This is a genomic window from Lactiplantibacillus sp. DA1 (assembly GCF_032681335.1).
Lineage (GTDB): Bacteria > Bacillota > Bacilli > Lactobacillales > Lactobacillaceae > Lactiplantibacillus.
The window spans coordinates 55,639-79,031 of record NZ_JAWHTQ010000006.1; the positions used below are offsets into that span (position 1 = coordinate 55,639).

The window sequence follows — 23,393 nt, forward strand, 5'->3', positions numbered from 1 at the left end:
GTTATTTAGCGTAATCAACTGCTCGAACTTCCCGAATAACCGTAACCTTAATATGACCGGGATATTCAAGTTCATTTTCAATCTGCTTTTTAACATCGTGCGCCAAAACAGTGGCTTGTAAATCAGAAATTTCATTTGGCTTAACGATGACCCGAATTTCACGACCGGCTTGGATGGCATAACTCTTCTTGACCCCATCCTCATTATTAGCGATCGCTTCTAGCTTTTCGAGCCGGTGAATATAATTCTCCAGCGACTCGCTCCGAGCACCTGGCCGGGCGGCTGAAATCGAATCAGACGTCGCAACCAATACCGCAATGATCGACTTAGCTTCCACATCACCATGATGGGACGCAATCGTGTTAATCACGACGGGACTCTCTTTGTACTTCGTTGTTAATTCCACGCCAATTTCAACGTGGGATCCTTCGACCTCATGATCGACGGCCTTACCAATATCGTGTAATAATCCTGCGCGTTTCGCGAGTGTAACATCTTCACCAAGTTCAGCGGCCAACACGCCCGCCAACTTCGCAACTTCAATTGAGTGATTCAAAACATTTTGACCATAACTGGTCCGATAATTTAACCGACCAACTAGCTTGATTAAATCAGGATGCATCCCATGCAAACCTAAGTCAAAGACAGCTTGTTCACCGGTTTCACGGATTTTTTCGTCCATTTCCTTACGTGCTTTTTCAACCATTTCTTCAATCCGAGCCGGATGAATCCGCCCGTCTTGAATCAGTTTTTCAAGCGCGATCTTTGCGATTTCACGACGAATCGGATCGTAACCACTTAAAACGACGGCTTCTGGCGTGTCATCGATAATTAAATCAATCCCCGTCAAAGTTTCCAACGTTCGAATGTTACGACCTTCCCGGCCAATAATCCGACCTTTCATGTCGTCATTCGGCAAAGCAACGACCGATACCGTGGTCTCTGAGACCATATCGGCGGCACTTTGCTGAATCGCTTGGACAATTAAGTTTTTGGCTTCTTTTTCAGACTGCGCTTTCACTTCGTCCGTATTTTCTTTAATTAATACGGCCCGTTCATGCGTTAATTGTTCGCGCGTTTGGGTCAAAATCTGTTCGCGAGCTTGTTCTTGTGACAAGGCCGCGACCCGTTCTAACTCAGCTTGACGTTGCGTGATTAGTGAAGCTGCACTTTGTTGCTGTTGTTCAACACGTTTTTGCTCGTTGGCAATTTTATCTTCTTTTTTGCCTAAAGCATCCTCGCGCTTTTCAAAAGTATTCTCTTTGTGATCTAAAGTTTCTTCACGTTGAAGCAACCGGTCTTCTTGCTTTTGCACTTCATTCCGACGTTGCTTTAACTCTGTTTCAACTTCAGCCCGGTAACGGTGACTCTCTTCCTTAGCTTCAAGGACTTTTTCTTTCTTGTGAGTCTCCGCTGCCCGTTTGGCCTCAGAAATAATACCTTCGGCTGTGTTCTTGGCAACGTCCAATTCTTTTTCATGGACGTTCTTGCGTACATAGTAACCAATCCCATAACCGACAACAATTGCGATGACTGCGAGGATTATACCGAAAACATTCATGTTTCCACCTCCGCATCACCAAAATCCAGTTAACATAAAATCAACTACAAATTTTCAGATGTTATATTTTGATTATTTACACACTTGTTATTCTAATGTTAGAAACGAATAGTGTCAACTTAAAGTCTTATGGCAACCGGTCTTCCCGTGCTGATTTTGACTCGAAACAAGCCAAATATGTACATAAAACGTCCAAAATGATTATTTTGGACGTTTCATAACCAACTATTTATTTTTCGGTTGGCTGGTCATCGAGTTCTAGTGCTGTCTCAGTAGGTCCCGCTTTGGGTGCCTTACCTTGGCCCTTGCTAGCACTCTTAGCCGTGGCTTTATCCTTGGCTTGATCATTAGTTTCGGTCGCTTCTTCATCACCAGTTTGGTCCATGCCATACGCGTCCCGAACTTTTTGCCGAATTTCCGTCATGATATCAGGATGTTCGTCCAAGTATTTCTTCGCATTTTCACGACCTTGACCAATCCGATCGTCGCCGTATGAATACCAAGAACCACTCTTCTTCACAATATCCTTTTCAGCAGCCATGTCGACAATTTCACCAGTTTGTGAAATCCCATGACCATACATAATATCTACTTCAGCTCGCTTAAATGGTGGCGCCACCTTGTTTTTAACAACTTTGATTCGAACACGGTTACCAATAATATTGGTTCCCTCTTTAATTTGTTCAGCCCGACGAACTTCCAACCGAATTGTCGCGTAGAATTTCAACGCCCGACCACCCGGAGTCGTCTCGGGATTACCAAACATCACCCCGACTTTTTCACGAATTTGATTAATAAATAATGCAATCGTCTTAGTCTTGTTCAACGTTCCGGATAGTTTTCGTAATGCCTGTGACATGAGTCGAGCTTGTAACCCAACGTGCGCGTCACCCATTTCACCTTCAATTTCGGCCCGTGGAACTAAAGCCGCAACTGAGTCAACGACCAAAATATCAACGGCACCACTAGAAACTAAGGCATCTGCGATTTCGAGCCCCTGTTCACCAGTATCTGGTTGTGAGAGCAATAAATCATCGATATTAACGCCCAAATGTTCCGCATAAATAGGGTCTAAGGCATTTTCAGCATCAATATAAGCTGCCGTGCCACCTTGCTTTTGAACTTCAGCCACCGCGTGTAACGCAACGGTCGTTTTACCTGAACTTTCAGGACCATAGATTTCTACGATCCGGCCACGTGGGTAGCCGCCAACACCCAACGCATCATCTAAGGCCAACGATCCACTTGAAATCGTTGAAATCGTCGTCTGGGCAGCATCACCCATCCGCATAATCGCCCCTTTACCAAAGTTCTTTTCGATCTTTTTTAGGGCAGTATCTAGTGCTGCTTTCCGTGCATCAGCCAAATTATTTCCTCCTTCGGTGCTCGTTTCTAACTCTTAATATCATAGCTGTTCAAAGTCAGAATTGCAAGCAAAAAGCGAACAAAAGTTCGTATTATTTTTTTAAGTCCGTATCCGCGTTTAAAGCATGCCGCAATAAGTCTAAACCAGCCATCACACTGCGCTCACGGATCTGTTGACGGTTACCAGCAAAATGATACTGGTGAGCCACAACGGGGTGATCACGATAGGCTAAGCCGATCCAGACGGTCCCAGCAACTTGACCTTCAAGTGTCCCCGGCCCCGCAACACCAGTAAAGCTCACGCCCACTGCAGTATTTAATTGTTTTTTGGCTCCCACTGCCATGGCTTGAGCAGTCGTTTTAGAAACTACCCCATCGGTATCAATAATTGCTTGCGGCACATTGACTAACTGATGCTTAGCTTCATTGGCATACGTGACAAAGCCACCCGGAAAGATTGCTGAGACACCGGATACACTACCGATCGTGCTCTGAAATAGTCCGGCCGTTAAACTTTCCGCAGCCGTAAGACTCAACTTAGCCGCAATCATTTGCTTAATAACCGTTGTCACTAACGAATTATCATCACCATAACCGTAAAAGAAGGTCCCCACACAAGCTTTAATTTGCTGGTCCACCGTATCAATCATCGTCTTGGCCGCCGTCTTAGTAGCTGCTTGGGCACTCAAGCGTAGCGTCACCTCGTTAGTTTTGGCATACGGCGCAATCGTCACTTTACCCTGGGCATCAATCAATGGCTGCAACTTAGTAACCAGTTCAGACTCACTGATGCCATAAAACCGCATCACTCGCGAATAAATTTGGGCCTGTCGCCCGTATGCCGCGGCCAATTTCGGCTTAGCTTCAGTATCAAACATCATCGTCAATTCGCGGGGTGGTCCCGGCAGCAACAAGAAATCAGCACTATCCACAGACTGATAAAAAGCCCCAACCGCCATCCCATTGTGATTAGTCAACGGCACCGCACCATCAGGATATAGTGCTTGCAACCGGTTGTTAGCAGTCATTGTCTTACCATTAGTTGCAAACCAAGCCGTAATCTTTTGCATCGCTGATGGCGACTCAACCAACGCCACGTTTAAATATTGTGCGAGGGTCTGTTTGGTTAAATCATCTTTCGTTGGTCCTAGTCCCCCCGTCAAAATGACGAGATCATTCCGTTGGGCCGCAATTTCAATCACGGCCGATAACCGTTGCGGATTGTCACCGACCACCGTCTGATAATAACTATCAATTCCTAATTCAGCCAATCCTTGTGCGATATAAGTACTATTCGTATTTGTAATCTGTCCCAGTAAAATCTCGGTACCAACCGCGATTATTTCTGCTTGCATGCCAAAAGCCTCCCCGTAATCATATCGATGACATCCAGTATGGGCGCAGTTAACAACGTCCTACAATTAGTATATACGAAAACAACGGGTGACCCCATTAAAAAGATTGCACGTTTTACCTCAGTAATCCAATCCTAATCGTGAGTAAAAGCGCCACCCTAAGCGCAATGCTCAGGGTGGCGCTTACTATTAACTTTATTTAAACCCATCTGCAAAAACGTCACGATTCTGAACAAAATAATCAACGCCAGAATATATCACAAAGAATAAGCAGATATATAACATAATTAAGGCAAACGGAACGTGAATAGCCGCAAACAACACATTGTTCAATAACAAGAAGATAATTGCAATCATTTGTGTGGTTGTTTTAATCTTCCCAGGCATCGCAGCTGCCATCACTTGACCATTGTTTTCAACGATTAATAGTCGTAATCCCGTCACAGCTAATTCCCGACACATAATAATCGCCACGACCCAATCAGGGGCCGCATTCATCCGCACTAGTATGATAAAGGCGGTCATCACTAACATCTTATCCGCCAGTGGATCCGCAAACTTCCCAAAGTTAGTCACTAAATGTTGGCCCCGCGCGATTTTACCATCTGCTAAATCAGTTAATGAAGCAATCGCAAAAATAACTGTTGCCACCACTTGGGTAACTGGAATCGTTGTCCCAGCCCACACAACTTGCCCCCAATTAAGGGGTAGCACCATAATAAGAATAAAAACTGGAATCAGAATAATCCGAAACACCGTTAGTTTATTAGGTAAATTCAAAGTACCAGCCTCCTTCGCAACGTTATTTGATGGTTAAAGTAATCGTCCGAACTTGTGACGTACTGTTTTTCGGATTAAAGTTGAACGTCTTACCATTGATCGTTACGGTCGTGGCAGTTGCGTTCCCAAATTGGAATTTAACCGTCTTAGCATTGCTTGGTAATGTTAGCGTATGTGACCCATCCGCCTTCAACGTTCCTTCCCAAGTTTGTGTTCCATTAGTGGTGACGGAGGTCCAAGCAGCCTTAGTAGACTTGATCACAACTTTATTCTTATCCGCCCCATTCGTCAAAGTAAAGGCTGTATCTCTACTACCGTCAGCTTTAATGCTTTGTTCCTTGGTAGAAGCAGCTTTAGAACTAGTTTTAGCTGACGAGCTAGCTTTTGATGAACTTGATTTCTTTTTAGAGCTCGAAACTTGTACCGAAGAGTTGTCGGCACTCGTACTAGAACTCGAACCAGCGTGGGTCCGGACCGCCATAAACCAAATAAATAACAAGATCAAAACCACGATAGCTGTGACAATGATTGTTGGTAAATAGTTGCGCACCCGACTAGCTGGTGAAGTGGGCTGTTCACGACTCGCAACCCGGGTAGGTTGAACTTCATCAACATTTTCAACGATGTTTTCAGCGTGAACACTTGGTAATTGGTCACGGTATTCCTCTAACAAGGCGTTACCATCCAAATCAACAGTATCTGCATATTGTTTAACAAACGCCCGCACATAAAAATCACCTGGCAACTTATCAAACTGTTCATCTTCGATTGCAATCAAGTAACGCTTCTGAATCTTGGTGATTTGTTGCAAATCATCAATGGTCAGGCCCTTCGCTGTCCGAGCAGCCTTTAAGCGCGCCCCAATCGTTGTTGTTTCTTCGTTATTTTCACTCATTGACTTTTTCTCCACCCTAAGTCTATTTTCAAAATCTTACGGTTAATAGTATATCACAGCAACTAAATTTAGCAGCCCCGTGACCATTAAATTTCAGATTTCCTTAACTCTTTGCCTGTGGTCGAATTTGATACTCACTAATAGCTTGAGAAGTCAGTAATTGTTCAGCGACCGTCTGCAAATCAGCCAGCGTTAAGTGATCAATTACGGCTGGCTCATCAAAAATAGTGGCCGTCCCAAATAATCGTTGATCATACCGGTTCGCGATAGCTTCTAAGGAGTTCGCCATGAAGACAATGCGGCCAATCATTTCCTTCTTCACTAATGCCAACGTTGCTTCTTGATCAATTACGGCTGTCCGCCAATTTTCCAACACGTCAATGATGGCCGCATCAAATTTTGCGGGATCATCCGTCTCACCACTAAAGGTCACAAAATTAAAGCCGGACTGTAATTCGAAATCATACCCAAACGTATCATCAATGATTCCTTGATCATATAAGCGTAAATAATCGGCCGAAGTATCACCAAATAGTAACTCTAGTAAAACATTGACCGCTGCGCGATACTTTAAGGCCGCTGCGCCCGCTTCGATCGGCACTAATCCCTTGACACCAACGATTGATTTGGCCCGATTGACCGGCATATCAATCGTTCGGTAAGGAATAATATCATGCCCATCCGTAACGGTTTCAGGAATTTTACGTGCAATCGGTTGAAAGGCCGCAAAATTTTTTGCCGCTTGGTTGGCCTTGATCCACCCTAACACTTCATCCGGATCAAAATGACCAACCACAAACAACGTCATGTTCTCTGGATGATAAAATGTCCGATACGCCGCGTACAAGTCATCAGCTGTAATCTTAGCAATTGAATCCGTAGTCCCCGCAATATCGTACTGCAGTGGATGGTTCGGATATAAATTGCCAATCATGCCAAAATACAACCGCCAACTTGGATCATCATCATACATCTCAATTTCTTGCCCAATAATGCCTTTTTCCTTATCAACCGTTGCTGGTGTAAAGTATGGATCCTGAACAAAATCCAGTAAGGTCATGAGGTTGGCTTGCAAGTGACGGGTTGCCGAAAATAAATAACTCGTCTTCGTAAAACTCGTAAAAGCGTTTGCGCTCGCACCGTACTGACCAAAAGTTTGAAAGGCATCATGATCTTCCTTTTCAAACATCTTATGTTCCAAAAAATGGGCAATACCATCTGGGAAGCGTTGCATTTCAGTGCTACCCGCCGGTACAAAGGTATTGTCGATCGAGCCATAATTCGTTGTAAAGGTGGCGTACGTCTTATGATAGCCAGCCTTAGGTAATAACGTGACGGTCAACCCGTTGTCTAACTTGGCTTGATAACAGCTTTCATTAAATTGATCATATTTTTTTACTTTCATGCGGTTACCCCACTCAAGAAGAACCCATTATTCAGGGTCACCATCTTTGCGACTGCAATAATCTGCTCACGCGTAACATTTTGAATCTGCGTTAACCATTCAGTATCCGTGACGTGCTGTTGCGTTAAATCATCGATTAATGCCTGAACTGCGAATGTCCGCTGACTATCTAAGCTCGATTCAAAATCATTAATCAAGCCCAGTTTAAGTTGCGCTACTAAATCATCTGTAAAATCGCCAGTCTGAATCGCCGTCAGTTGGGCCGCAATAATTGCCAGTACTTGATCATGATTTTTACCATCAATCCCAGCTTGCACCTTGAGAACACCACGGAAGGTATCTAACGAACTGCTAGCATAGTACGCGAGACTTGCTTTCTCACGTACATTCATGAATAGCTTAGATAGTGGGGACCCACCAAATAATTCGTTAAAGACCAAGGCCGCGTAATAATGATTACCACGATAAAAGACTGGTAAGTCATAACCTAAATTTAGTTTAGCCTGACTAAGCGCTTGTTGTTCGCTTACTTCAACGTATTGCTTTGTATTATGATGTTGATAAAATGGCCTGGGGCGTCCAGTCGGGCGGTCTTCAAAGCCAGCCTGTTGCCACTGCGTCAAAATAGCTGCCTCATCAATATCACCCGTTACAATAATATCAATTTGATCATCTTGAATCATCATTTGATAGTAATTATATAAGCTGTAAGCATTAATTGCTGTCAAATCATTAACTGTGCCGTAACTTGGAACTTGTTGAGCTGGTTCATCAGCAAACAGTGCTGCATTGAGCTGTTGGGCAGCATAATACTGTTTGTCATCCGCAACCGACTTAATAGCCGCTTCCAAGTTCGTCTTTTGGCGATCAAACGTTGCTTGGTCAAATTGGCCACCAGCAGCCAGTGGTCGTAAAATGACCCGTTGCAAAAATTGAATGGCTTGATTCGTCAACGGCTGATCAGTCGCCAAATAGCGTTCATTAGCAACGGTAATGGCTAATTGTAAATTATGTGTTGGTCCTTTACGACTAACACCCGCACCAAACGCAGCGCCATACATGGCAGCCAATGCATTGGCTAACGCCCGTTGATCCGGATAATCGGCAGCGCTCGTTTCTAATAAGTTCGATAGTAACGCCCGCTGGGTAATTGTCTCACGCGCAAGCGGTGCGCGGAAATTAATAATAATTTGGTTGGTTTTAAATTGATGACTCTTAACCGTCGTCAATTGGACCCCTTTTGCTAACTGAGTTTGCAACATGTTTCCTCCTTGCATATGTAATAAATAATAAGCGAAAGGCCGGATTGACGCAACTTTCCGTCCTATTGTTTTTTTAATTTAAGCATTCTGGTCAGTAAATGATCTATTCTCGCAATTAAATTAAATTCTCGTGAGTGGCAAATATCATTGCCAAGTCGCGTTTTGTCTGCTATTCTTTTCATTATTGATTAAATTAAGGAGCGGTTAATGTGAAAGTAATTAAATTTGGTGGCAGTTCACTCGCTAGTAGTCAACAACTGCAAAAAGTCCTCTCAATCGTCGAAGCTGATCAACAACGTAAATATGTAATTGTGTCAGCACCAGGTAAACGGTTCGATGGCGACACCAAGGTCACCGATTTGCTTATTCAATATGCGCGTCAAACGATTCATCATCAGGATACACAGGCAGTCGTTGCGTCCATCATTGACCGTTATGCCGAAATCGGCCACGGCTTTAACGTGCCCGAAACCCAATTGACCCCAATTTTTGAAACCATTCGTAATTTACCGAAGCAAACATACGCTGATAATACCTATTTAATGGCCACTTTCAAGGCGCATGGTGAACGGCTCAACGCGCAACTGGTCGCCGCCGTCTTTCAGCGAAGCGGCCTCAACGCGCGCTATCTTGATCCTAAAGAAGCTGGCATGGTAGTCACTGATGTTCCCGACGATGCTCAGATTATCAAGAGTAGCTATGACCAACTCGCTAAGTGGGCCGACAGTGAACAGATTTTAGTGATTCCTGGTTTCTTCGCTTACAATCGCAACGGCCAAATTTGTACTTTTTCACGTGGTGGCTCCGATATTACCGGTGCGATCGTTGCCCGGGGAGTTCACGCCGAACGTTACGAGAATTTTACCGATGTCGATGCGATATACGCAGTCAATCCTAACTTGGTCGCTAAGCCAGCAGCCATTAATGAAATGACGTTTACCGAAATGCGTGAGCTATCCTATGCCGGCTTTTCCGTTTTTCACGATGAAGCCTTGATTCCTGCTATCGAAGGTAACATTACTGTCAATGTCAAAAATACAAATCATCCTGAGGCACCAGGAACTTTGATTAAATCAACTCGTGAACCCAATTCCCACTACCCCGTCACAGGGATCGCCAGTTCCTCTAGCTTTTGTTCACTATACTTACGTAAGTATTTATTAAATAAAGAAGTTGGCCTGGGCCGTAAAATTCTGACAATTTTAGAAAACCATCATATCAGTTATGAACACATGCCATCTGGGATTGATGATTTAACCATTATTTTTGATGAACACCAGTTAACACCTGAATTAGAAAAAACACTAGTTGCCGAAATTTCAGCGGCAATTAATCCTGATGAAATCTACTTTACCCACGACTATTCAATCTTGATGTTGGTTGGGGAAAACATGCGTAACCGTGTCGGCATTATGTCACGTGCCGCAACTGCATTAGCCAACGATAACATTAAATTGATTATGGTCAACCAAGGTGCTTCCGAAATTTCCATTATGTTCGGGGTCCACGATAACGATGCTGATCAGGCCGTAATTGCGTTATACAAAGAATTTTTTAATTAATTCATCATAAATAAAATATCCGACTGGCAATTGCTAGTCGGATATTTTTTGTCATCATATTTTAACCATTAGTCATTTTTAAGGGCGGCCTGTGAGTTAGATTGTTATTCCTCAGCAATGATTCGTCTACTTCGACTTCCAGGACTAGGTGGCAAATCTAGGCCTTGATATTAGTCCGTTGTCGTAGCAAGCACGGGGACATTAACACCAAACAGGTTGTGATTGCCACACGAATGGCTACTGAATTTGGCCACTACTAGCGATATCGAGTGGTCGAGCAACCATCTGAACAAACGTCCAAATGGGCTTTCCAAGAACCTGCTACATTCTTAGAAAGCCCATTCACATTGCTGTTAAGAACTCAATGTTAGCTTTTTGACTCATACCGGTTGCACTTAACAACTGTTATCACCCATGGTTATTAATTCTCAACCTTCTGATTTCCAAACCATTTCTTATTAATTTTATCTAACGTTCCGTTAGCCTTCAATTTTTTTAAGCCCGCATTGATTTTACGCTGCATCGTTTTATCACCCTTACGCATTCCGACTGCAAAATCTTCCGACTTAAAAGTTCCCTGGGTTTCTTGGTAATCTGCCGAGTTAGCTTCATGTTTAATGTAATAGTTCGCATAAACACTATCGATCAAAAGTCCCTTAATTCGGCCCGCATTCAGATCGAGAAACGCATTCGTGAAAGTATCATATTGAACCGGTGTCTTTTTGGCAATCTTATCCTTCAACAACTTGGGATTATTTTCCAGTGACTCATAACCTGAAGAACCTGACTGAACACCCAACGTCTTACCCGTCATATCATTAAAAGAACTAATGTGATTTTTCTTTAAAGAAACCAGTACCTGCTTATTCTTTAAATAAGTATTACTGAAAGCCACAACTTTTTCCCGCTGCGGATTTTTCGTATAACCATTCCAAATCAAATCAATCGTGCCATTACGTAGCTCAGTTGCATTCATGGACCAATCAATTGTTTGGAAACTGACCTTGATACCGTATTGTTTAAAGACTGCCCGAGCAAGGTCGATATCATAACCGACCAGCTTACCAGATTTCTCTCGGAACCCCATCGGTACAAAGCTATCGTCCAAGCCAACCACCACGTAGCCCCGTTTTTTGATCTTAGCCCACGTATCTTGTGTGTCAGCTCGCCTGGTCACACTTTGACCACAGCCACTTAACGTCGTTGTCATCCCTAAGAGCATCACGACAAGCAGACTTAGTACGAATAATCTTTTCTTCATCCTGACGCCCCCTACTGCTTATTGGTTGGTTCAACGTGGAACATTTCATCCGCAATATTTTCAGCAAAGGTCAAATCATGAGTGACCACGATTTGAGTCATACCATCAGCTTTTAAACCTAAGATCAACTTTTCAACTTCTTGCCGTAAGTTCGGATCAAGTGCCGAGGTTGGCTCATCATAACATAAAACATTCGGCTTCATTGCTAACGCTCGGGCAATGGCGACTCGCTGTTTTTGCCCCCCAGATAGCTGATAAGGATACTGGTCAGCGTGATCACCTAAGTTCAACCGATCTAATAACATCTGAGCTTGTTCTTCAGCCGCCGCAGTAGATTGCTTTAATACCGTTGTTGGTGCCAAGGTAATATTTTGCATCACCGTTAAATTTGGAAACAGTTCAAAATTTTGAAAAACGACGCCGATAACACTATCGTTGCTCCGATTCGTATATGGGTCAAATGGTTGACCATCGACTAAAAATTCACCGGCATTGACCTTTTCAAGTCCCGTAATACAACGCAATAACGTCGTCTTACCTGCACCAGAAGGACCCACAATACTCAGAATCTCACCATCTTTTACGGTTAAATTCAAATTCTTAATAATCGTTCGCGTTCCAAAACTTTTTGTAATATTTTTGAGTTCTAACATGTGATGGCCTCCCTATTTCCAGTAACTGTAGTGTTTTTCAACTCGTCCAAGGACAAACGTTGTCACGGCTGTCAGTGCTAAGTAAATGACCCCAACTAGCACTAAGGGTACTAAGGTGACGTCTCGCGCTGTCGCTACGTTACCAGCTCGTAATAAGTCCCCTAAGCCAATGACATAAACTAACGAAGAATCTTTGACTAAGTTAATCACTTCATTACCCACTGACGGTAAAACAATTTTAATCACTTGGGGAATTACGATCTTACGAATAGTTTGCCAATAACTCAACCGCAAAACCCGGGCACTTTCATACTGACCGTTATCAATTGACTGTAAGCCTCCCCGGAAGATTTCCGCAAAGTAAGCCGCGTAGTTTAAGATAAATGCGAACAGCGCCGCGTAATAACGAGGAAAGACGATTCCAATCAACGGTAAGCCGTAAAAAACGAAAATCAATTGTAGCAGTAACGGCGTCCCCCGCATTAACCAAACGTAGAAGTGCAGTAACCATTGCAGTGGTTTGAAATTAGACATTAATCCGAGACCAACAACTAGCCCCAACGGTAGTGACCCAATCAAGGTCCAAATAAAGATTTTCAGTGTCATAATGGCACCTGATAGTAATGATGGCAAAATTTCTAAAATATAGTGCATGTGCTTTCCCTCCCAAATTTACAGTTCACATGATGCTGCGTCCACTAATCTGTCATGATCCGCCCCAACAAAAAAGTCCCCTTGAGTCGAATACTCAAGAGGACGGTTATCCGTGGTGCCACCTCACTTCGTAATAACTTCACAGTTACTACCTCAGGGAGTTTTGTGATAATAAAAAAATCGTCCTTAGGCCAAATTACCTAAGAGGACGATTTAATCGCGGTTCCACCTCATATTCACTAGTTGCTCACACAACTAATCTCAACGAGTTTATCACTAAACTCCGCCGCTAACGAGGCCAACCGGAACAGCTTACTAACTTCAGCCATTCAACTCACAGATGTGGTTCGTTGCAACCCTTGGTTATCTTTCCATCACCGATAACTCGCTAGACAAGGTCTTCACAACTACTCTTCTGTTCCCTGTTTTTTAATGTTGCATTCATATTAATCGAAAACTAATCAATCGTCAAGGCTTTTTTTATTTATTACGGTGAAAAATTCCAGCAATCCGCGACCACACCCCTGGTTTAGGGGTATCTAAATTCATGAGTGGCACCGTTTCGCCTTCAATGCGTCGCGCAATATTTCGGTAACCTTGTGACGCCGGATTTTTAGGATCCAAGACAATCGGTTCCCCGTTATTCGAGGTCCGAATAACAGCATCATCATCAAAAACGATCCCTAGCAAGTCAATCGACAAGTGATGCGTAATTTCATCAATATCCATCGTCTCACCGTCTTGCATCATGCGCGTCCGAATTCGGTTAATTACTAATTTGGGCGCTTCCGCTAACGGATACTGTTCCAACAAGCCGACGACCCGATCCGCATCTCGAATAGCTGAGATTTCGGGTGTCGAAACGATAATGGCCGCATCGGCCCCCGCAATCGCATTCATGAAGCCTTGTTCGATCCCCGCTGGACAATCTAGCAAGACATAGTCAAAATCTGGTTTCAACTCGTCCACAATAGTCCGTACTTGGTCTGGATTAAGCGAATCTTTATCCGCATTTTGAGCAGCTGGCAATAGGAACAATAAGTCATCAAACCGCTTATCTTTCACTAAAGCTTGTCGTAACTGAGCTCGACCGGCAACTACATCCACAATATCATAGAGGATCCGGTTGTCGAGGCCTAAAATAACATCCAAATTTCGTAATCCAATATCTAAATCTACTAAGCAAACTTTCTTGCCCATCAAAGCAAGGGCCGTCCCTAAATTGGCCGTTGTGGTCGTTTTACCGACCCCACCCTTACCAGAGGTGATGACAATTGCTTTTCCCATCAAACACGTCCTCCATTTCGAGTAAATAGCTTCGGTCGTACCCGTTTTAATTGCTGGAGCGGCTGGTAGTCTAACGCCTGAATATCATTAATGTAGACCACATTCGTCCCCTCAACAATTTTTTCAAGATCAACTAATTCTAACAATTCACCGACTCGGACTCGCGGTACGGTCGCTAAGGGACTGACGATTACCGCATCATTATGATCTGGATAACCGGCTTCAAGGGCACCGTTAACCTCGCCCATCACAAAGATACTACCGGTTGCCCGGAGTACCCCACCCTCATGAATCTTACCGAAGAACAACACGTCTCCTGTAATCTCAACGACCTGTCCATTACGAATGATCTGATTGACTAGGTGCACCGTATCGCGTTCAATCATCGCTAAGGCATCCGCCGTTAAAATAACATTAGCCGTTAATTTATGAATACTAAATAACGGGTATTGCTGAATCAACTGCGTTACTTTTTGATTTTGTTCCGCCGTCAATAACCGACTAGCCGTATCTAGATCAAATGAAATCTGTTCATCAGTCGTATTATCGGCCTGTAACCGATCCAACAAGACTTTCAAGTCGACCATAATATCATCGAAACTCGCTTCTTGCCGTAAGATCAATTCGTAGCCATCATTACTGGCCTTTAAAACCACACTCTGCTGCATGTTAGAATTCCTTTCTGCCGACTAATTAACACTCAGATATAACCGACGCATTGGATAATATAATATGACAAAGATTGCTAGGTTGACCGCAATCGTCGGTCCTAGCGTGTACACGGCAAAGTCCGCTAAGCCACTTGAAATCACGTGACTCATGGTATACCAAATGTACGTAAATGCTTCTAAAATGGTCAAATTAATAATATAAATCATTAGTAACGTCAAAAAATTCAAATCCAACCATGGTTTGATTTGCCGACATAAATAAACCACTAGCGGTAAACCAATCATGTAAACACCCAAAATTCCAGTATAATACCAGTCAAATACCAAGCCCACGAATGCCGACCAAATTCCAACCGATAGATTATCACGATCATCCAAAAAGACAGCAAATACGATCCACAATAAGACTAAATGTATGACACTGGCATATGGATAACTAAATAGTTTACTAGCAAAAACGTTTGAAATTGATCCATCTAAAAAGAGTGCAACAAATAACCCAATTGGAAAAATAATCTTTAATCTTGAGTAACGCACCGTTGCACCTCCTATTGCTCAGCAACCGTCACAACTGTCAAATCGCTGAGGTCCGCTGCGGGTGTGATCTCGACTTCAGATGCCAGTCCATAATCGTCTTGCTTAACACTGGCAACCGTTCCGACATACAGGCCCTTTGGTGTATTACCACCTAACCCACTAGTCACAACCTTATCGCCTTTTTTAATTTTAACATTGGACGTCACGGAACCCATCTCTAAGAGATTACTACTCTTATCATAGCCTGAAATAATTCCGTTAACCGTTTTACCAGCGCTATTGGTGATTTGAATGGCAAACTTGTTCGAAGAAGAACTGGTATTTGAAATCAATTCAACTTTAGAATTCGTTTGGTTAACTTCCACGACCCGGCCAATCAAGCCCTTTTGCGACATTACTGGCATATTCTTCTTCACACCGGCCGTCGCACCTTTTGAAATCACGAGTTGATTCATCCAAGAAGAAGGCGTCCGTGTCAAGACATTGGCAGTCACCGTCGTGTAATCGGATAACGAATTATTTAATTTCAATTGCTGACGTAATTGCTTGTTTTCCGCACGTGTTGTCTGCGCACTAACTTTGGCTTGCGCTAATTGGTCAACTTGCTTCTTCAATTTCTGATTCTCTTGATAGGTGTTCAGCAAATCAGAAACTGAGTTGGTCGCACTTTGTAAGCCATTGACTGGCCAAGCAATCACCCGGTCAACCGCACCGGCCACATCGTTACCAAATTGTTGGATTAACGGTGGTGTCGATTTTTTATCACGAATGGCTACTGAGACACTCATCAAGCCGAAACTAATAATGAACACGACGATCGCAATCACTAGTTTTCGGTTAGAAAAAAACTTTTGCATAATGAACCCCCGGTCGAAAATTCAATGATTTAACAATAAATAAGCGGGAAGACGTCTTCCCGCTCACCTGTTATCGCTTTTTCATAACGTCGATGCTCTTGAGTGATTCACCCGTCCCAACGGCAACACAGTCGAGGGGTTCGTTCGCGATGAAAACTGGTACTTTGGTTTCATCCGCAATCACTTCAGAAAGATTCTTCAATAAGGCACCACCACCGGTCAAAACAATCCCGTGGTCAATTACGTCAGAGGCAATTTCTGGGGAAGTTTCTTCGAGGGTTTCTTTAATAGCTGAAATAATCTCGGAGACGACTTCTTGAATGGCTTCCGAAACATCTACAGATGAAATCTCAACCGTTTTTGGTAAACCAGATAAGAGGTCACGCCCACGAATCGTTGAGCCTTCTAAGTCCTCAGCAGCTTCTAAGGAAGCAGAGCCACAGTCAATTTTGAGTTGTTCAGCCGTGCGTTCACCGATTAAAAGGTTAAACTTCTGCCGAACATGATAAATAATTGAGTCGTCAATTTTATCACCGGCCATTCGAATTGAACGGCTTGATACGATGCCACCTAATGAAATCGTGGCAACATCCGTCGTTCCACCACCAATATCAACCACCATGCTACCCGTTGGATCCATGACTGGTAACCCAGCGCCAATTGCAGCAGCAAATGGTTCTTCAATGACATATGCATCCCGCGCACCGGCAACCCGTGTTGCATCAATAACGGCCCGCTTTTCAACTTCCGTCACACCACTTGGTACACAGACCATCACGTATGGCTTACCATTTGAGCGGCCAAGTGTCTTTTGAATAAAGTATTTCATCATCGCAACGGTCGTATCGTAGTCCGCAATGACCCCATCTTTCATTGGTCGAATTGCCACAATACTTGCTGGTGTTCTCCCAATCATATCCCGTGCTTCAGAACCGACTGATACAATTTCGCCAGTCTTCGTGTTCTTCGCAACTACGGACGGTTCCCGTAATACGATGCCCTTGCCGTCAACGTACACAATTGTGTTGGCAGTACCGAGATCGATCCCGATATTTTTTGTCCCAAATCCGAACACTACATTCATCCCTTCATCATTAACAAATTTAATTTTTTATTTAGTCATAATAGTAAGTATTATAGCATAGTCGCACTGCATTAAAAAAGCATTGCCTGAATCCTAGCATACCGTAAATTAATGAAAAATACAGTCCCACTATTTAACTTAGATAAAATTTAACAAAAAACGCGATCAGGCCGAATAAATTATCGGTCCTAACCCCGTTATTTTACCACATTCTATTACGAATCCGTATTACAATTTAACAACCCCTGTTCGGCAAAGCTGAAGTAATCGGTTACACCGATAATGAAGCTGTCCAGAAGTGGTAGCCCGACGACTTCACAAGCTAGTTGTAGCCGCTTTGTAAATTCAACGTCTTTTTTCGACGGCGTCACATCCCCACTCGGATGGTTGTGTGCAATCACGATGCGGGCTGTCAACGTTGTCAGCGCAACCTTAATAATTTCCCGTGGCTGCGCTGGACAACTATTAAGAGTCCCTTGAAAGATAACTTGCCGCTTGATAATTTGATTTTTAGTATCTAGACATAATAATTGTAACTGCTCCTGTTCTAAGTTAGCAAAATCTCGGGCTAACACAGCTCCCAACTGCTCGCTTCCATAAACTTGACCTAAAATCAAACGACTCGGTCGCGGTAATAGCTGACCACAGCGAAGTGCAATGATCAGACCATGCCACAACGGATTTTCTGATGATTCGTGTAACCACTCCACAGCGTCTTCGAGTGGATACTCACGCTCAAAGGCTTGCGTTGCAGCACTGACCGCATCCCTTGGTAAGAATGTTGTAAAGTAGGCCCGCACTAATTCACGAACTTGGATTGTTGGTAATTGTTCTTCACTAATAACCGTCATTGAAACCACCCCTTCTAACTAGTAGTTTCGCAAACTGTTGCAGTAACCATTTTTCCCCGCTATTTTTATGACATTTTATTAACGTCACTATCGGTCCATGAGAACCTTTCCTTACTATATCAGACTTGCTTCTGTTCAATCACTAGTCGCGATACAGCTTAGTCAGCAGTCTGATCATCATTATCTTTAAAGTAGGCCCGCACATCACTAATAAAATACAACGAACCTGTCAGTAGCAACGCATCCTCACTCGACATTTCTTGCAACGTTTGCATCAGTGCCGTCTGCCAATGATCAAAAATTTCAGCCGTCCGTCCATCTGGCATTTCCTCGGCCAACATTGCGGGGTCAGTGGCTCGGCGCTTGGCATTAGGGCCTTCAAATTGAGTCAACTGTAAGCGGACATTAGGTAGTGCTCCTAACGTCTGTATCATTTGCCGATGTTGCTTATCCGCTAGAACCGCAAAGATGACATAAACAGTTTGTTGCCCAAAACGCTCACTCAGGGTGGTTGCGAGTTCCGTTACCGCCGGCTCATTATGGGCGCCATCGATCATAATCAGTGGCTCCTGATTCAATCGCTCAAAGCGACCGGGCCATCGCGTCTTAGCTAAGGCTGTTTTGACGTCACGGACTACCACGGGGACCTGGACCCGTTGATGATAAGTCAAATAAGCCGCGATGGCCACTGCCGCATTATCAACTTGATAATCTCCAAGCAGTGGTGTGGTCAGGTCCTTAAAATGTTCGTCTAAACCGTCAAAGTTAAACCGTTCTTGCCAACCTTGAGGCGGTAATAATTTGGTTTTAAAGTCCACTCCCAACGTCTGCAACGACGCTTGTTGCTTCTTCGCCGTTGTGACCATCACTGCCTGCGCTTCAGCGGGTAGCTTACCGACGACTACTGGCACCTGCGTTTTTATAATCCCCGCTTTCTGAGTTGCAATGGCCGTCAACGTATGACCTAAAATCTGCATGTGATCATACCCAATCGTCGTAACCACACTCACCACGGGTGTCCAGACATTGGTAGAATCATATAGGCCACCCAAACCGACTTCAATAATGGCAATATCAATGGGCTGTGACGCAAAGTACAGGAACATCATCGCCGTTATAATTTCAAATTCTGTCGGTCCCCCACTTGGCAATGTTGCGTCAAGCTTAGCAACGACTGGTTGAATCCGTTGCACTAAGCTGACTAGTTCTGCATCGCTAATCGGGATTCCATCGACACTAATCCGTTCATTGAAGCGCACAATAAATGGTGACGTAAAGGTTCCCACCGTTAACCCATCCGCCATGAACAATTCTCGCAGATTAGCAACCGTCGAGCCCTTCCCATTAGTCCCAGCCACGTGAATTCCGGTTACTTTTAACTGTGGATCACCTAACTCGTGTAAGAATTGGCGCATACGACTGAGCGTCGGGGCCTTTTTAAATTGCGTTCGGCCGTGAATAAATGCCAGCGCTGCCGAATAAGTCTCAATCATGTTGGTCTTCCTTCCTATAAATCAGCTTTAATCATCATTTAACTAGTCGCTCATCATCTATCTGACTAATAAGCCTTTATATTTAAAAATTAACAATAAAATGGTAACCATCCCGAAAACGGGGACGATTACCATTTTACCAGTAACACACATTTCAGTTAACTTTTATTATGAATTAAGCTTGTGCCCTAATATCAACTAAGCGTTGTTTCAAGGCTGCTAGCTTGGTTTGATTATCCGCTAACTTTTCTTTTTCACTATTAACGACGTCTTCAGGTGCATTGGCAACAAAGCGCTCGTTGCCTAACTTCTTTGTCGCCCGTGCGACTTCGCTCTCAAATTTAGCTTGTTCTTTTTCAAGTTTTTTGACTTCTTCGTCGAGATCAACCAGTTCAGCTAACGGAATGTAAACTTCCGCATCACTGATCACTTGCGTCATCGCCAACTTCGGTGCAGCCACGTCAGCGCCAATTGAGAGTGTCTTCGGGTGGGCAAACCGTTGAATATAATCTTCATTAGCTTTGAAAACGGCTTGTAACCGGGTGTTGTCCGTCTTAATTAATAGATCCACGGCTGATGACATCTTCGCATTAGCTTCTGCTCGAATGCTCCGAACGGCCGTAATCAATTCAATAAGTGAGGCCATATCACTTTCCGCCGTTTCGTCATCAAATTCAGGATGGTCAACAGGATAAGCAGCGACTACTAAGGATTCACCAACGTGTGGCATTGATAACCAAATCTTTTCGGTCACAAATGGCATGATTGGGTGCAATAACCGTAAGATTTGATCCAAGACATAGGCTAACACGTTTTGGGTATTGGCCTTGGCTTGAGCGTCATCACCGGTCAAGACTTCCTTACTCATTTCGATATACCAGTCACAGAAGTCATTCCAGATAAAGTTGTACAAGGCCCGACCAGCTTCACCAAAGTCAAACTTATCAAAGGTAGTCGTCACTTGTTTGACCGTCGCGTTCAAACGACTCAAGATCCACTTATCTGCTAACGTCCAGTCACTTGCAGCAGGTAATTCCGGTTTGTCCATGGTGCCCAGGTTCATGATAACGTAACGGCTGGCGTTCCAAATCTTGTTAATGAAGTTCCAGGCAGCATCCATCTTCGTATAGCTGAACCGCACATCTTGGCCGGCCGTCGATCCGTTAGATAAGAACCACCGTAATGCATCGGCCCCGTACTTTTCAATCACATCCATTGGATCGATCCCGTTACCGAGTGATTTGCTCATTTTGCGACCCTGTTCATCACGAATTAAGCCGTGTAAAAGCACGTGTTTGAATGGCCGTTTGCCAGTAAATTCCAAACTCTGGAACATCATCCGTGATACCCAGAAGAAGATAATGTCGTAGCCGGTAACCAGCGTATCCGTTGGGAAGTAGCGCTTAAAGTCTTCCGCATCAGTGTTTGGCCAGCCCATCGTTGAAAATGGCCAAAGTGCACTTGAGAACCAAGTGTCCAACACGTCTGGATCCTGTTCCCAGTTTTCTGGATCTTTTGGTCCATCAACACCGACATACGTTTCGCCGGTCGTCTTGTTATACCAAGCTGGAATCCGATGTCCCCACCAGAGTTGGCGTGAGATAACCCAATCGTGGACGTTCTCCATCCATTGATTGAATGTGTCTTCAAACCGATCAGGCACAAATTCTACTTTATTATCAGTCTTTTGATTCTTCAACGCTTGCTCAGCTAGTGGCTTCATCTTAACAAACCACTGAGTTGAGAGCCGCGCTTCAACCTGAACGCCAGTCCGTTCAGAATGCCCAACGCTATGCACAATTGGGTCGATTTTAATCATCAAATCTTGATCTTCCAGATCCTTGACCATCGCTTTACGGGCTTCAAAACGGTCCATCCCTTCGTACTTACCCGCATTGGCATTCATTGAAGCATCATCATTCATGGTGTTAATCCGTTTCAAATCATGCCGGTTGCCGACCTTAAAGTCATTCGGGTCATGAGCAGGCGTGATTTTCACCATTCCAGTTCCAAACTCAGGATCAACGTACGCATCGGCGATAATTGGAATTTCACGTTCAGCTAATGGCAAGATGACTTTTTTGCCAACCAATTCCTTATAACGGTCATCACTCGGATTAACCGCAACGGCCGTATCGCCCATCATGGTTTCAGGACGGGTCGTGGCAATTTCAATGTAATGCTTACCGTTGAAGGTGTAATCCTTATCAGCAAATGGGTACTTAACGTGGTAGAACGCACCCTTATCATCCTTATGAATCACTTCAATATCAGACAAGGCCGTCCGTGCTTGAGGATCCCAGTTGATGATATATTCACCACGATAAATCAAGCCCTTGTTGTAAAGATCAACGAAGACTTTCTTAACCGCATCGGAAAGACCATCATCCATGGTGAACCGTTCACGAGAATAGTCTAATGACAGTCCCATCTTGGCCCACTGTTGCTTGATAATTGACGCGTATTCGTCTTTCCAATCCCAAACTTGTTGAATAAACTTCTCGCGACCAAGATCATAACGACTGATCCCTTGTTCACGCAATTTGGCTTCAACTTTCGCCTGTGTGGCAATCCCAGCATGGTCCATTCCTGGTAACCATAAGGTATCAAAACCTTGCATCCGTTTTTGACGAATAATAATATCTTGTAACGTGGTATCCCAAGCGTGGCCTAAATGCAACTTTCCCGTAACATTTGGCGGTGGAATCACGATTGAATAGGGTTTAGCTTGCTTGTCGCCCGAAGGCTTAAATAAATCTTGGTCTAACCAAGTCTGATAACGACCCGCTTCCACGGCGGTCGGATCATACTTGGTTGGCATATCAGTCGTTGGTTCTTCTGACATTGGGGCACATCCTTTCTCTTGGCACTAAAAAAGTCCACTCATCCTATTAGACTAGGACGAATAGACTTCGCGGTACCACCTAATTTTAAAGCCATCACAAGTGATTGCTTTACAACTTAAACATCGTTGTTAACGAACGGTGTATCCCGTCCGGCTATTCCTACTAAAACAGTTCAGAATAGCAGCTCGCAAGCTACCTTCACGCTAAAACCGCCAAGCGTGTCCCACTCATCACGCTCTCTCTGTTGACGTTGCTTATCGCTACTCTCTTGCTCATTGCTGGTTGTCACTATTGTAATGAATTTCCTGAGTGCCGTCAATCCTTATTCGAATTGTTTTAAAGCATCGAGGGCTGCCACATAATTTGGCTCGTGACTAACATCTGGCACGATTTCATGATAAACGATTTTACCGGCCGCATCAGCGACATAAATCGCCCGGGTCAACGTCCCATTGTTGGGCAAGTATAGATTGGTGGCGTAACCAAAGGATAGTTCTTCATCGGAAGCCACCGTTAAGTTTTTAACGCCTTCCTTAGCGCACCAACCAGCTTGGTCAGCAACCGCGTTATTGGAAATGGCTAAAAATTGAACGTGGGGGTACTTATCAGCCTGTTGATTGAACTTCTTTGTTTGAATAGAACAAACTCGCGTATCAATATCTGGCATCACACTTAACAAGACAGGCTTACCTAGCAAGTCCTTAGTCTTAATCTTTTCATCATGGGTAGTGAACACTTTGAACTTCGGTAACTGGTCACCATCTTGTAACGGTTCACCGACTAAGTCTAACGCTTGATCATGAAATAATACTTGCACGTAAAACACCCCTTCGATAACTAATGGTTTTCTAATATTTGTGGTAGTACTAGTATAGCTCAAATTTAACGCAATTTCAGTTATCGCGCAAATAATCGTCTCACAAATTATCATTTTGAGCACCACACTAATTATTTAGGATTAATCATGCTTAAAACAGGTCATTAAGTTGGCTGAGTATGCTGGCGCAATCAAGA

The 23,393-nt window shown here is 43.8% G+C and carries 20 protein-coding genes and 2 other annotated features; of the genes, 1 reads left to right on the forward strand and 19 read right to left on the reverse strand.

Annotation, left to right across the window (positions count from 1 at the left end; all coding sequences use genetic code 11):
- Position 1: 1 nt before the first annotated feature.
- The 7 genes from rny to yfmF form a co-directional block, all read right to left on the reverse strand.
- The gene (gene rny / locus RXV91_RS10200) at positions 2 to 1,561 is read right to left on the reverse strand and encodes a ribonuclease Y (protein ID WP_021732544.1); all 1,560 of its coding nucleotides are present in this window, start codon (positions 1,559 to 1,561) and stop codon (positions 2 to 4) included.
- A gap of 229 nt (positions 1,562 to 1,790) precedes the next feature.
- Positions 1,791 to 2,927, reverse strand: a complete 1,137-nt coding sequence (recA, locus tag RXV91_RS10205; protein WP_316439783.1) for a recombinase RecA — start codon at positions 2,925 to 2,927, stop codon at positions 1,791 to 1,793.
- A gap of 91 nt (positions 2,928 to 3,018) precedes the next feature.
- On the reverse strand, positions 3,019 to 4,281 hold the full coding sequence (locus RXV91_RS10210) for a competence/damage-inducible protein A (RefSeq protein ID WP_316439784.1): 1,263 nt from the start codon (positions 4,279 to 4,281) through the stop codon (positions 3,019 to 3,021).
- Between the two features lie 195 nt (positions 4,282 to 4,476).
- On the reverse strand, positions 4,477 to 5,061 hold the full coding sequence (gene pgsA / locus RXV91_RS10215; protein ID WP_021732547.1) for a CDP-diacylglycerol--glycerol-3-phosphate 3-phosphatidyltransferase: 585 nt from the start codon (positions 5,059 to 5,061) through the stop codon (positions 4,477 to 4,479).
- A 22-nt stretch (positions 5,062 to 5,083) separates the two neighbouring features.
- A complete protein-coding gene (locus tag RXV91_RS10220; protein WP_316439785.1) occupies positions 5,084 to 5,956 on the reverse strand; it encodes a RodZ domain-containing protein in 873 nt (290 codons plus the stop codon).
- A 103-nt stretch (positions 5,957 to 6,059) separates the two neighbouring features.
- A complete protein-coding gene (gene yfmH, locus RXV91_RS10225; RefSeq protein WP_316439786.1) occupies positions 6,060 to 7,361 on the reverse strand; it encodes an EF-P 5-aminopentanol modification-associated protein YfmH in 1,302 nt (433 codons plus the stop codon).
- A complete protein-coding gene (gene yfmF / locus RXV91_RS10230; RefSeq protein WP_021732550.1) occupies positions 7,358 to 8,623 on the reverse strand; it encodes an EF-P 5-aminopentanol modification-associated protein YfmF in 1,266 nt (421 codons plus the stop codon). Before yfmF ends, yfmH begins: the two co-directional genes overlap by 4 nt.
- A 209-nt stretch (positions 8,624 to 8,832) precedes the next feature.
- Between yfmF and RXV91_RS10235 the strand changes: the two genes are divergently transcribed.
- The gene (locus tag RXV91_RS10235) at positions 8,833 to 10,185 is read left to right on the forward strand and encodes an aspartate kinase (RefSeq protein WP_316439787.1); all 1,353 of its coding nucleotides are present in this window, start codon (positions 8,833 to 8,835) and stop codon (positions 10,183 to 10,185) included.
- A 421-nt stretch (positions 10,186 to 10,606) separates the two neighbouring features.
- Here the strand turns inward: RXV91_RS10235 and RXV91_RS10240 are convergent, their stop codons facing one another.
- From RXV91_RS10240 to tpx, 12 genes are all read right to left on the reverse strand, one after another.
- A complete protein-coding gene (locus RXV91_RS10240) occupies positions 10,607 to 11,446 on the reverse strand; it encodes an amino acid ABC transporter substrate-binding protein (RefSeq protein WP_316439788.1) in 840 nt (279 codons plus the stop codon).
- Positions 11,447 to 11,457: 11 nt separating this feature from the next.
- Positions 11,458 to 12,099 (reverse strand): amino acid ABC transporter ATP-binding protein, encoded by a 642-nt coding sequence (locus RXV91_RS10245; protein WP_316439789.1) that lies wholly within the window; start codon positions 12,097 to 12,099, stop codon positions 11,458 to 11,460.
- A 12-nt stretch (positions 12,100 to 12,111) separates the two neighbouring features.
- Positions 12,112 to 12,753, reverse strand: coding sequence for an amino acid ABC transporter permease (locus tag RXV91_RS10250; protein ID WP_021732554.1), 642 nt, complete (start codon positions 12,751 to 12,753; stop codon positions 12,112 to 12,114).
- Between the two features lie 201 nt (positions 12,754 to 12,954).
- Positions 12,955 to 13,185, reverse strand: a binding site (T-box leader).
- A 48-nt stretch (positions 13,186 to 13,233) separates the two neighbouring features.
- Positions 13,234 to 14,040, reverse strand: a complete 807-nt coding sequence (gene minD, locus RXV91_RS10255) for a septum site-determining protein MinD (RefSeq protein WP_021732555.1) — start codon at positions 14,038 to 14,040, stop codon at positions 13,234 to 13,236.
- The gene (locus tag RXV91_RS10260; protein ID WP_316439790.1) at positions 14,040 to 14,708 is read right to left on the reverse strand and encodes a septum site-determining protein MinC; all 669 of its coding nucleotides are present in this window, start codon (positions 14,706 to 14,708) and stop codon (positions 14,040 to 14,042) included. The genes minD and RXV91_RS10260 overlap by 1 nt, the downstream gene beginning before the upstream one ends.
- A 21-nt stretch (positions 14,709 to 14,729) precedes the next feature.
- Complete coding sequence (mreD, locus tag RXV91_RS10265) at positions 14,730 to 15,248, reverse strand: rod shape-determining protein MreD (protein WP_021732557.1); 519 nt, start codon at positions 15,246 to 15,248, stop codon at positions 14,730 to 14,732.
- 11 nt (positions 15,249 to 15,259) lie between these two features.
- A complete protein-coding gene (gene mreC / locus RXV91_RS10270) occupies positions 15,260 to 16,105 on the reverse strand; it encodes a rod shape-determining protein MreC (RefSeq protein WP_021732558.1) in 846 nt (281 codons plus the stop codon).
- A 70-nt stretch (positions 16,106 to 16,175) separates the two neighbouring features.
- The gene (locus RXV91_RS10275) at positions 16,176 to 17,180 is read right to left on the reverse strand and encodes a rod shape-determining protein (RefSeq protein ID WP_003644642.1); all 1,005 of its coding nucleotides are present in this window, start codon (positions 17,178 to 17,180) and stop codon (positions 16,176 to 16,178) included.
- Positions 17,181 to 17,404: 224 nt separating this feature from the next.
- The gene (locus tag RXV91_RS10280) at positions 17,405 to 18,040 is read right to left on the reverse strand and encodes a JAB domain-containing protein (protein ID WP_021732559.1); all 636 of its coding nucleotides are present in this window, start codon (positions 18,038 to 18,040) and stop codon (positions 17,405 to 17,407) included.
- 158 nt (positions 18,041 to 18,198) lie between these two features.
- The gene (locus RXV91_RS10285) at positions 18,199 to 19,533 is read right to left on the reverse strand and encodes a folylpolyglutamate synthase/dihydrofolate synthase family protein (RefSeq protein ID WP_316439791.1); all 1,335 of its coding nucleotides are present in this window, start codon (positions 19,531 to 19,533) and stop codon (positions 18,199 to 18,201) included.
- Between the two features lie 175 nt (positions 19,534 to 19,708).
- Positions 19,709 to 22,378, reverse strand: a complete 2,670-nt coding sequence (locus RXV91_RS10290; protein WP_316439792.1) for a valine--tRNA ligase — start codon at positions 22,376 to 22,378, stop codon at positions 19,709 to 19,711.
- A 49-nt stretch (positions 22,379 to 22,427) separates the two neighbouring features.
- Positions 22,428 to 22,664 (reverse strand) — a binding site (T-box leader).
- A 37-nt stretch (positions 22,665 to 22,701) separates the two neighbouring features.
- Positions 22,702 to 23,196, reverse strand: coding sequence for a thiol peroxidase (tpx, locus tag RXV91_RS10295; protein ID WP_003644643.1), 495 nt, complete (start codon positions 23,194 to 23,196; stop codon positions 22,702 to 22,704).
- Positions 23,197 to 23,393: the final 197 nt, after the last annotated feature.

Coding starts and splice junctions, on each gene's coding strand:
- rny (WP_021732544.1), bottom strand. CDS start 1,561: ATGAATGTTTTCGGTATAATCCTCGCAGTCATCGCAATTGTTGTCGGT.
- RXV91_RS10210 (WP_316439784.1), bottom strand. CDS start 4,281: ATGCAAGCAGAAATAATCGCGGTTGGTACCGAGATTTTACTGGGACAG.
- RXV91_RS10220 (WP_316439785.1), bottom strand. CDS start 5,956: ATGAGTGAAAATAACGAAGAAACAACAACGATTGGGGCGCGCTTAAAG.
- yfmH (WP_316439786.1), bottom strand. CDS start 7,361: ATGAAAGTAAAAAAATATGATCAATTTAATGAAAGCTGTTATCAAGCC.
- yfmF (WP_021732550.1), bottom strand. CDS start 8,623: ATGTTGCAAACTCAGTTAGCAAAAGGGGTCCAATTGACGACGGTTAAG.
- RXV91_RS10240 (WP_316439788.1), bottom strand. CDS start 11,446: ATGAAGAAAAGATTATTCGTACTAAGTCTGCTTGTCGTGATGCTCTTA.
- RXV91_RS10245 (WP_316439789.1), bottom strand. CDS start 12,099: ATGTTAGAACTCAAAAATATTACAAAAAGTTTTGGAACGCGAACGATT.
- RXV91_RS10250 (WP_021732554.1), bottom strand. CDS start 12,753: ATGCACTATATTTTAGAAATTTTGCCATCATTACTATCAGGTGCCATT.
- minD (WP_021732555.1), bottom strand. CDS start 14,040: ATGGGAAAAGCAATTGTCATCACCTCTGGTAAGGGTGGGGTCGGTAAA.
- RXV91_RS10260 (WP_316439790.1), bottom strand. CDS start 14,708: ATGCAGCAGAGTGTGGTTTTAAAGGCCAGTAATGATGGCTACGAATTG.
- mreC (WP_021732558.1), bottom strand. CDS start 16,105: ATGCAAAAGTTTTTTTCTAACCGAAAACTAGTGATTGCGATCGTCGTG.
- RXV91_RS10280 (WP_021732559.1), bottom strand. CDS start 18,040: ATGACGGTTATTAGTGAAGAACAATTACCAACAATCCAAGTTCGTGAA.
- RXV91_RS10285 (WP_316439791.1), bottom strand. CDS start 19,533: ATGATTGAGACTTATTCGGCAGCGCTGGCATTTATTCACGGCCGAACG.
- RXV91_RS10290 (WP_316439792.1), bottom strand. CDS start 22,378: ATGTCAGAAGAACCAACGACTGATATGCCAACCAAGTATGATCCGACC.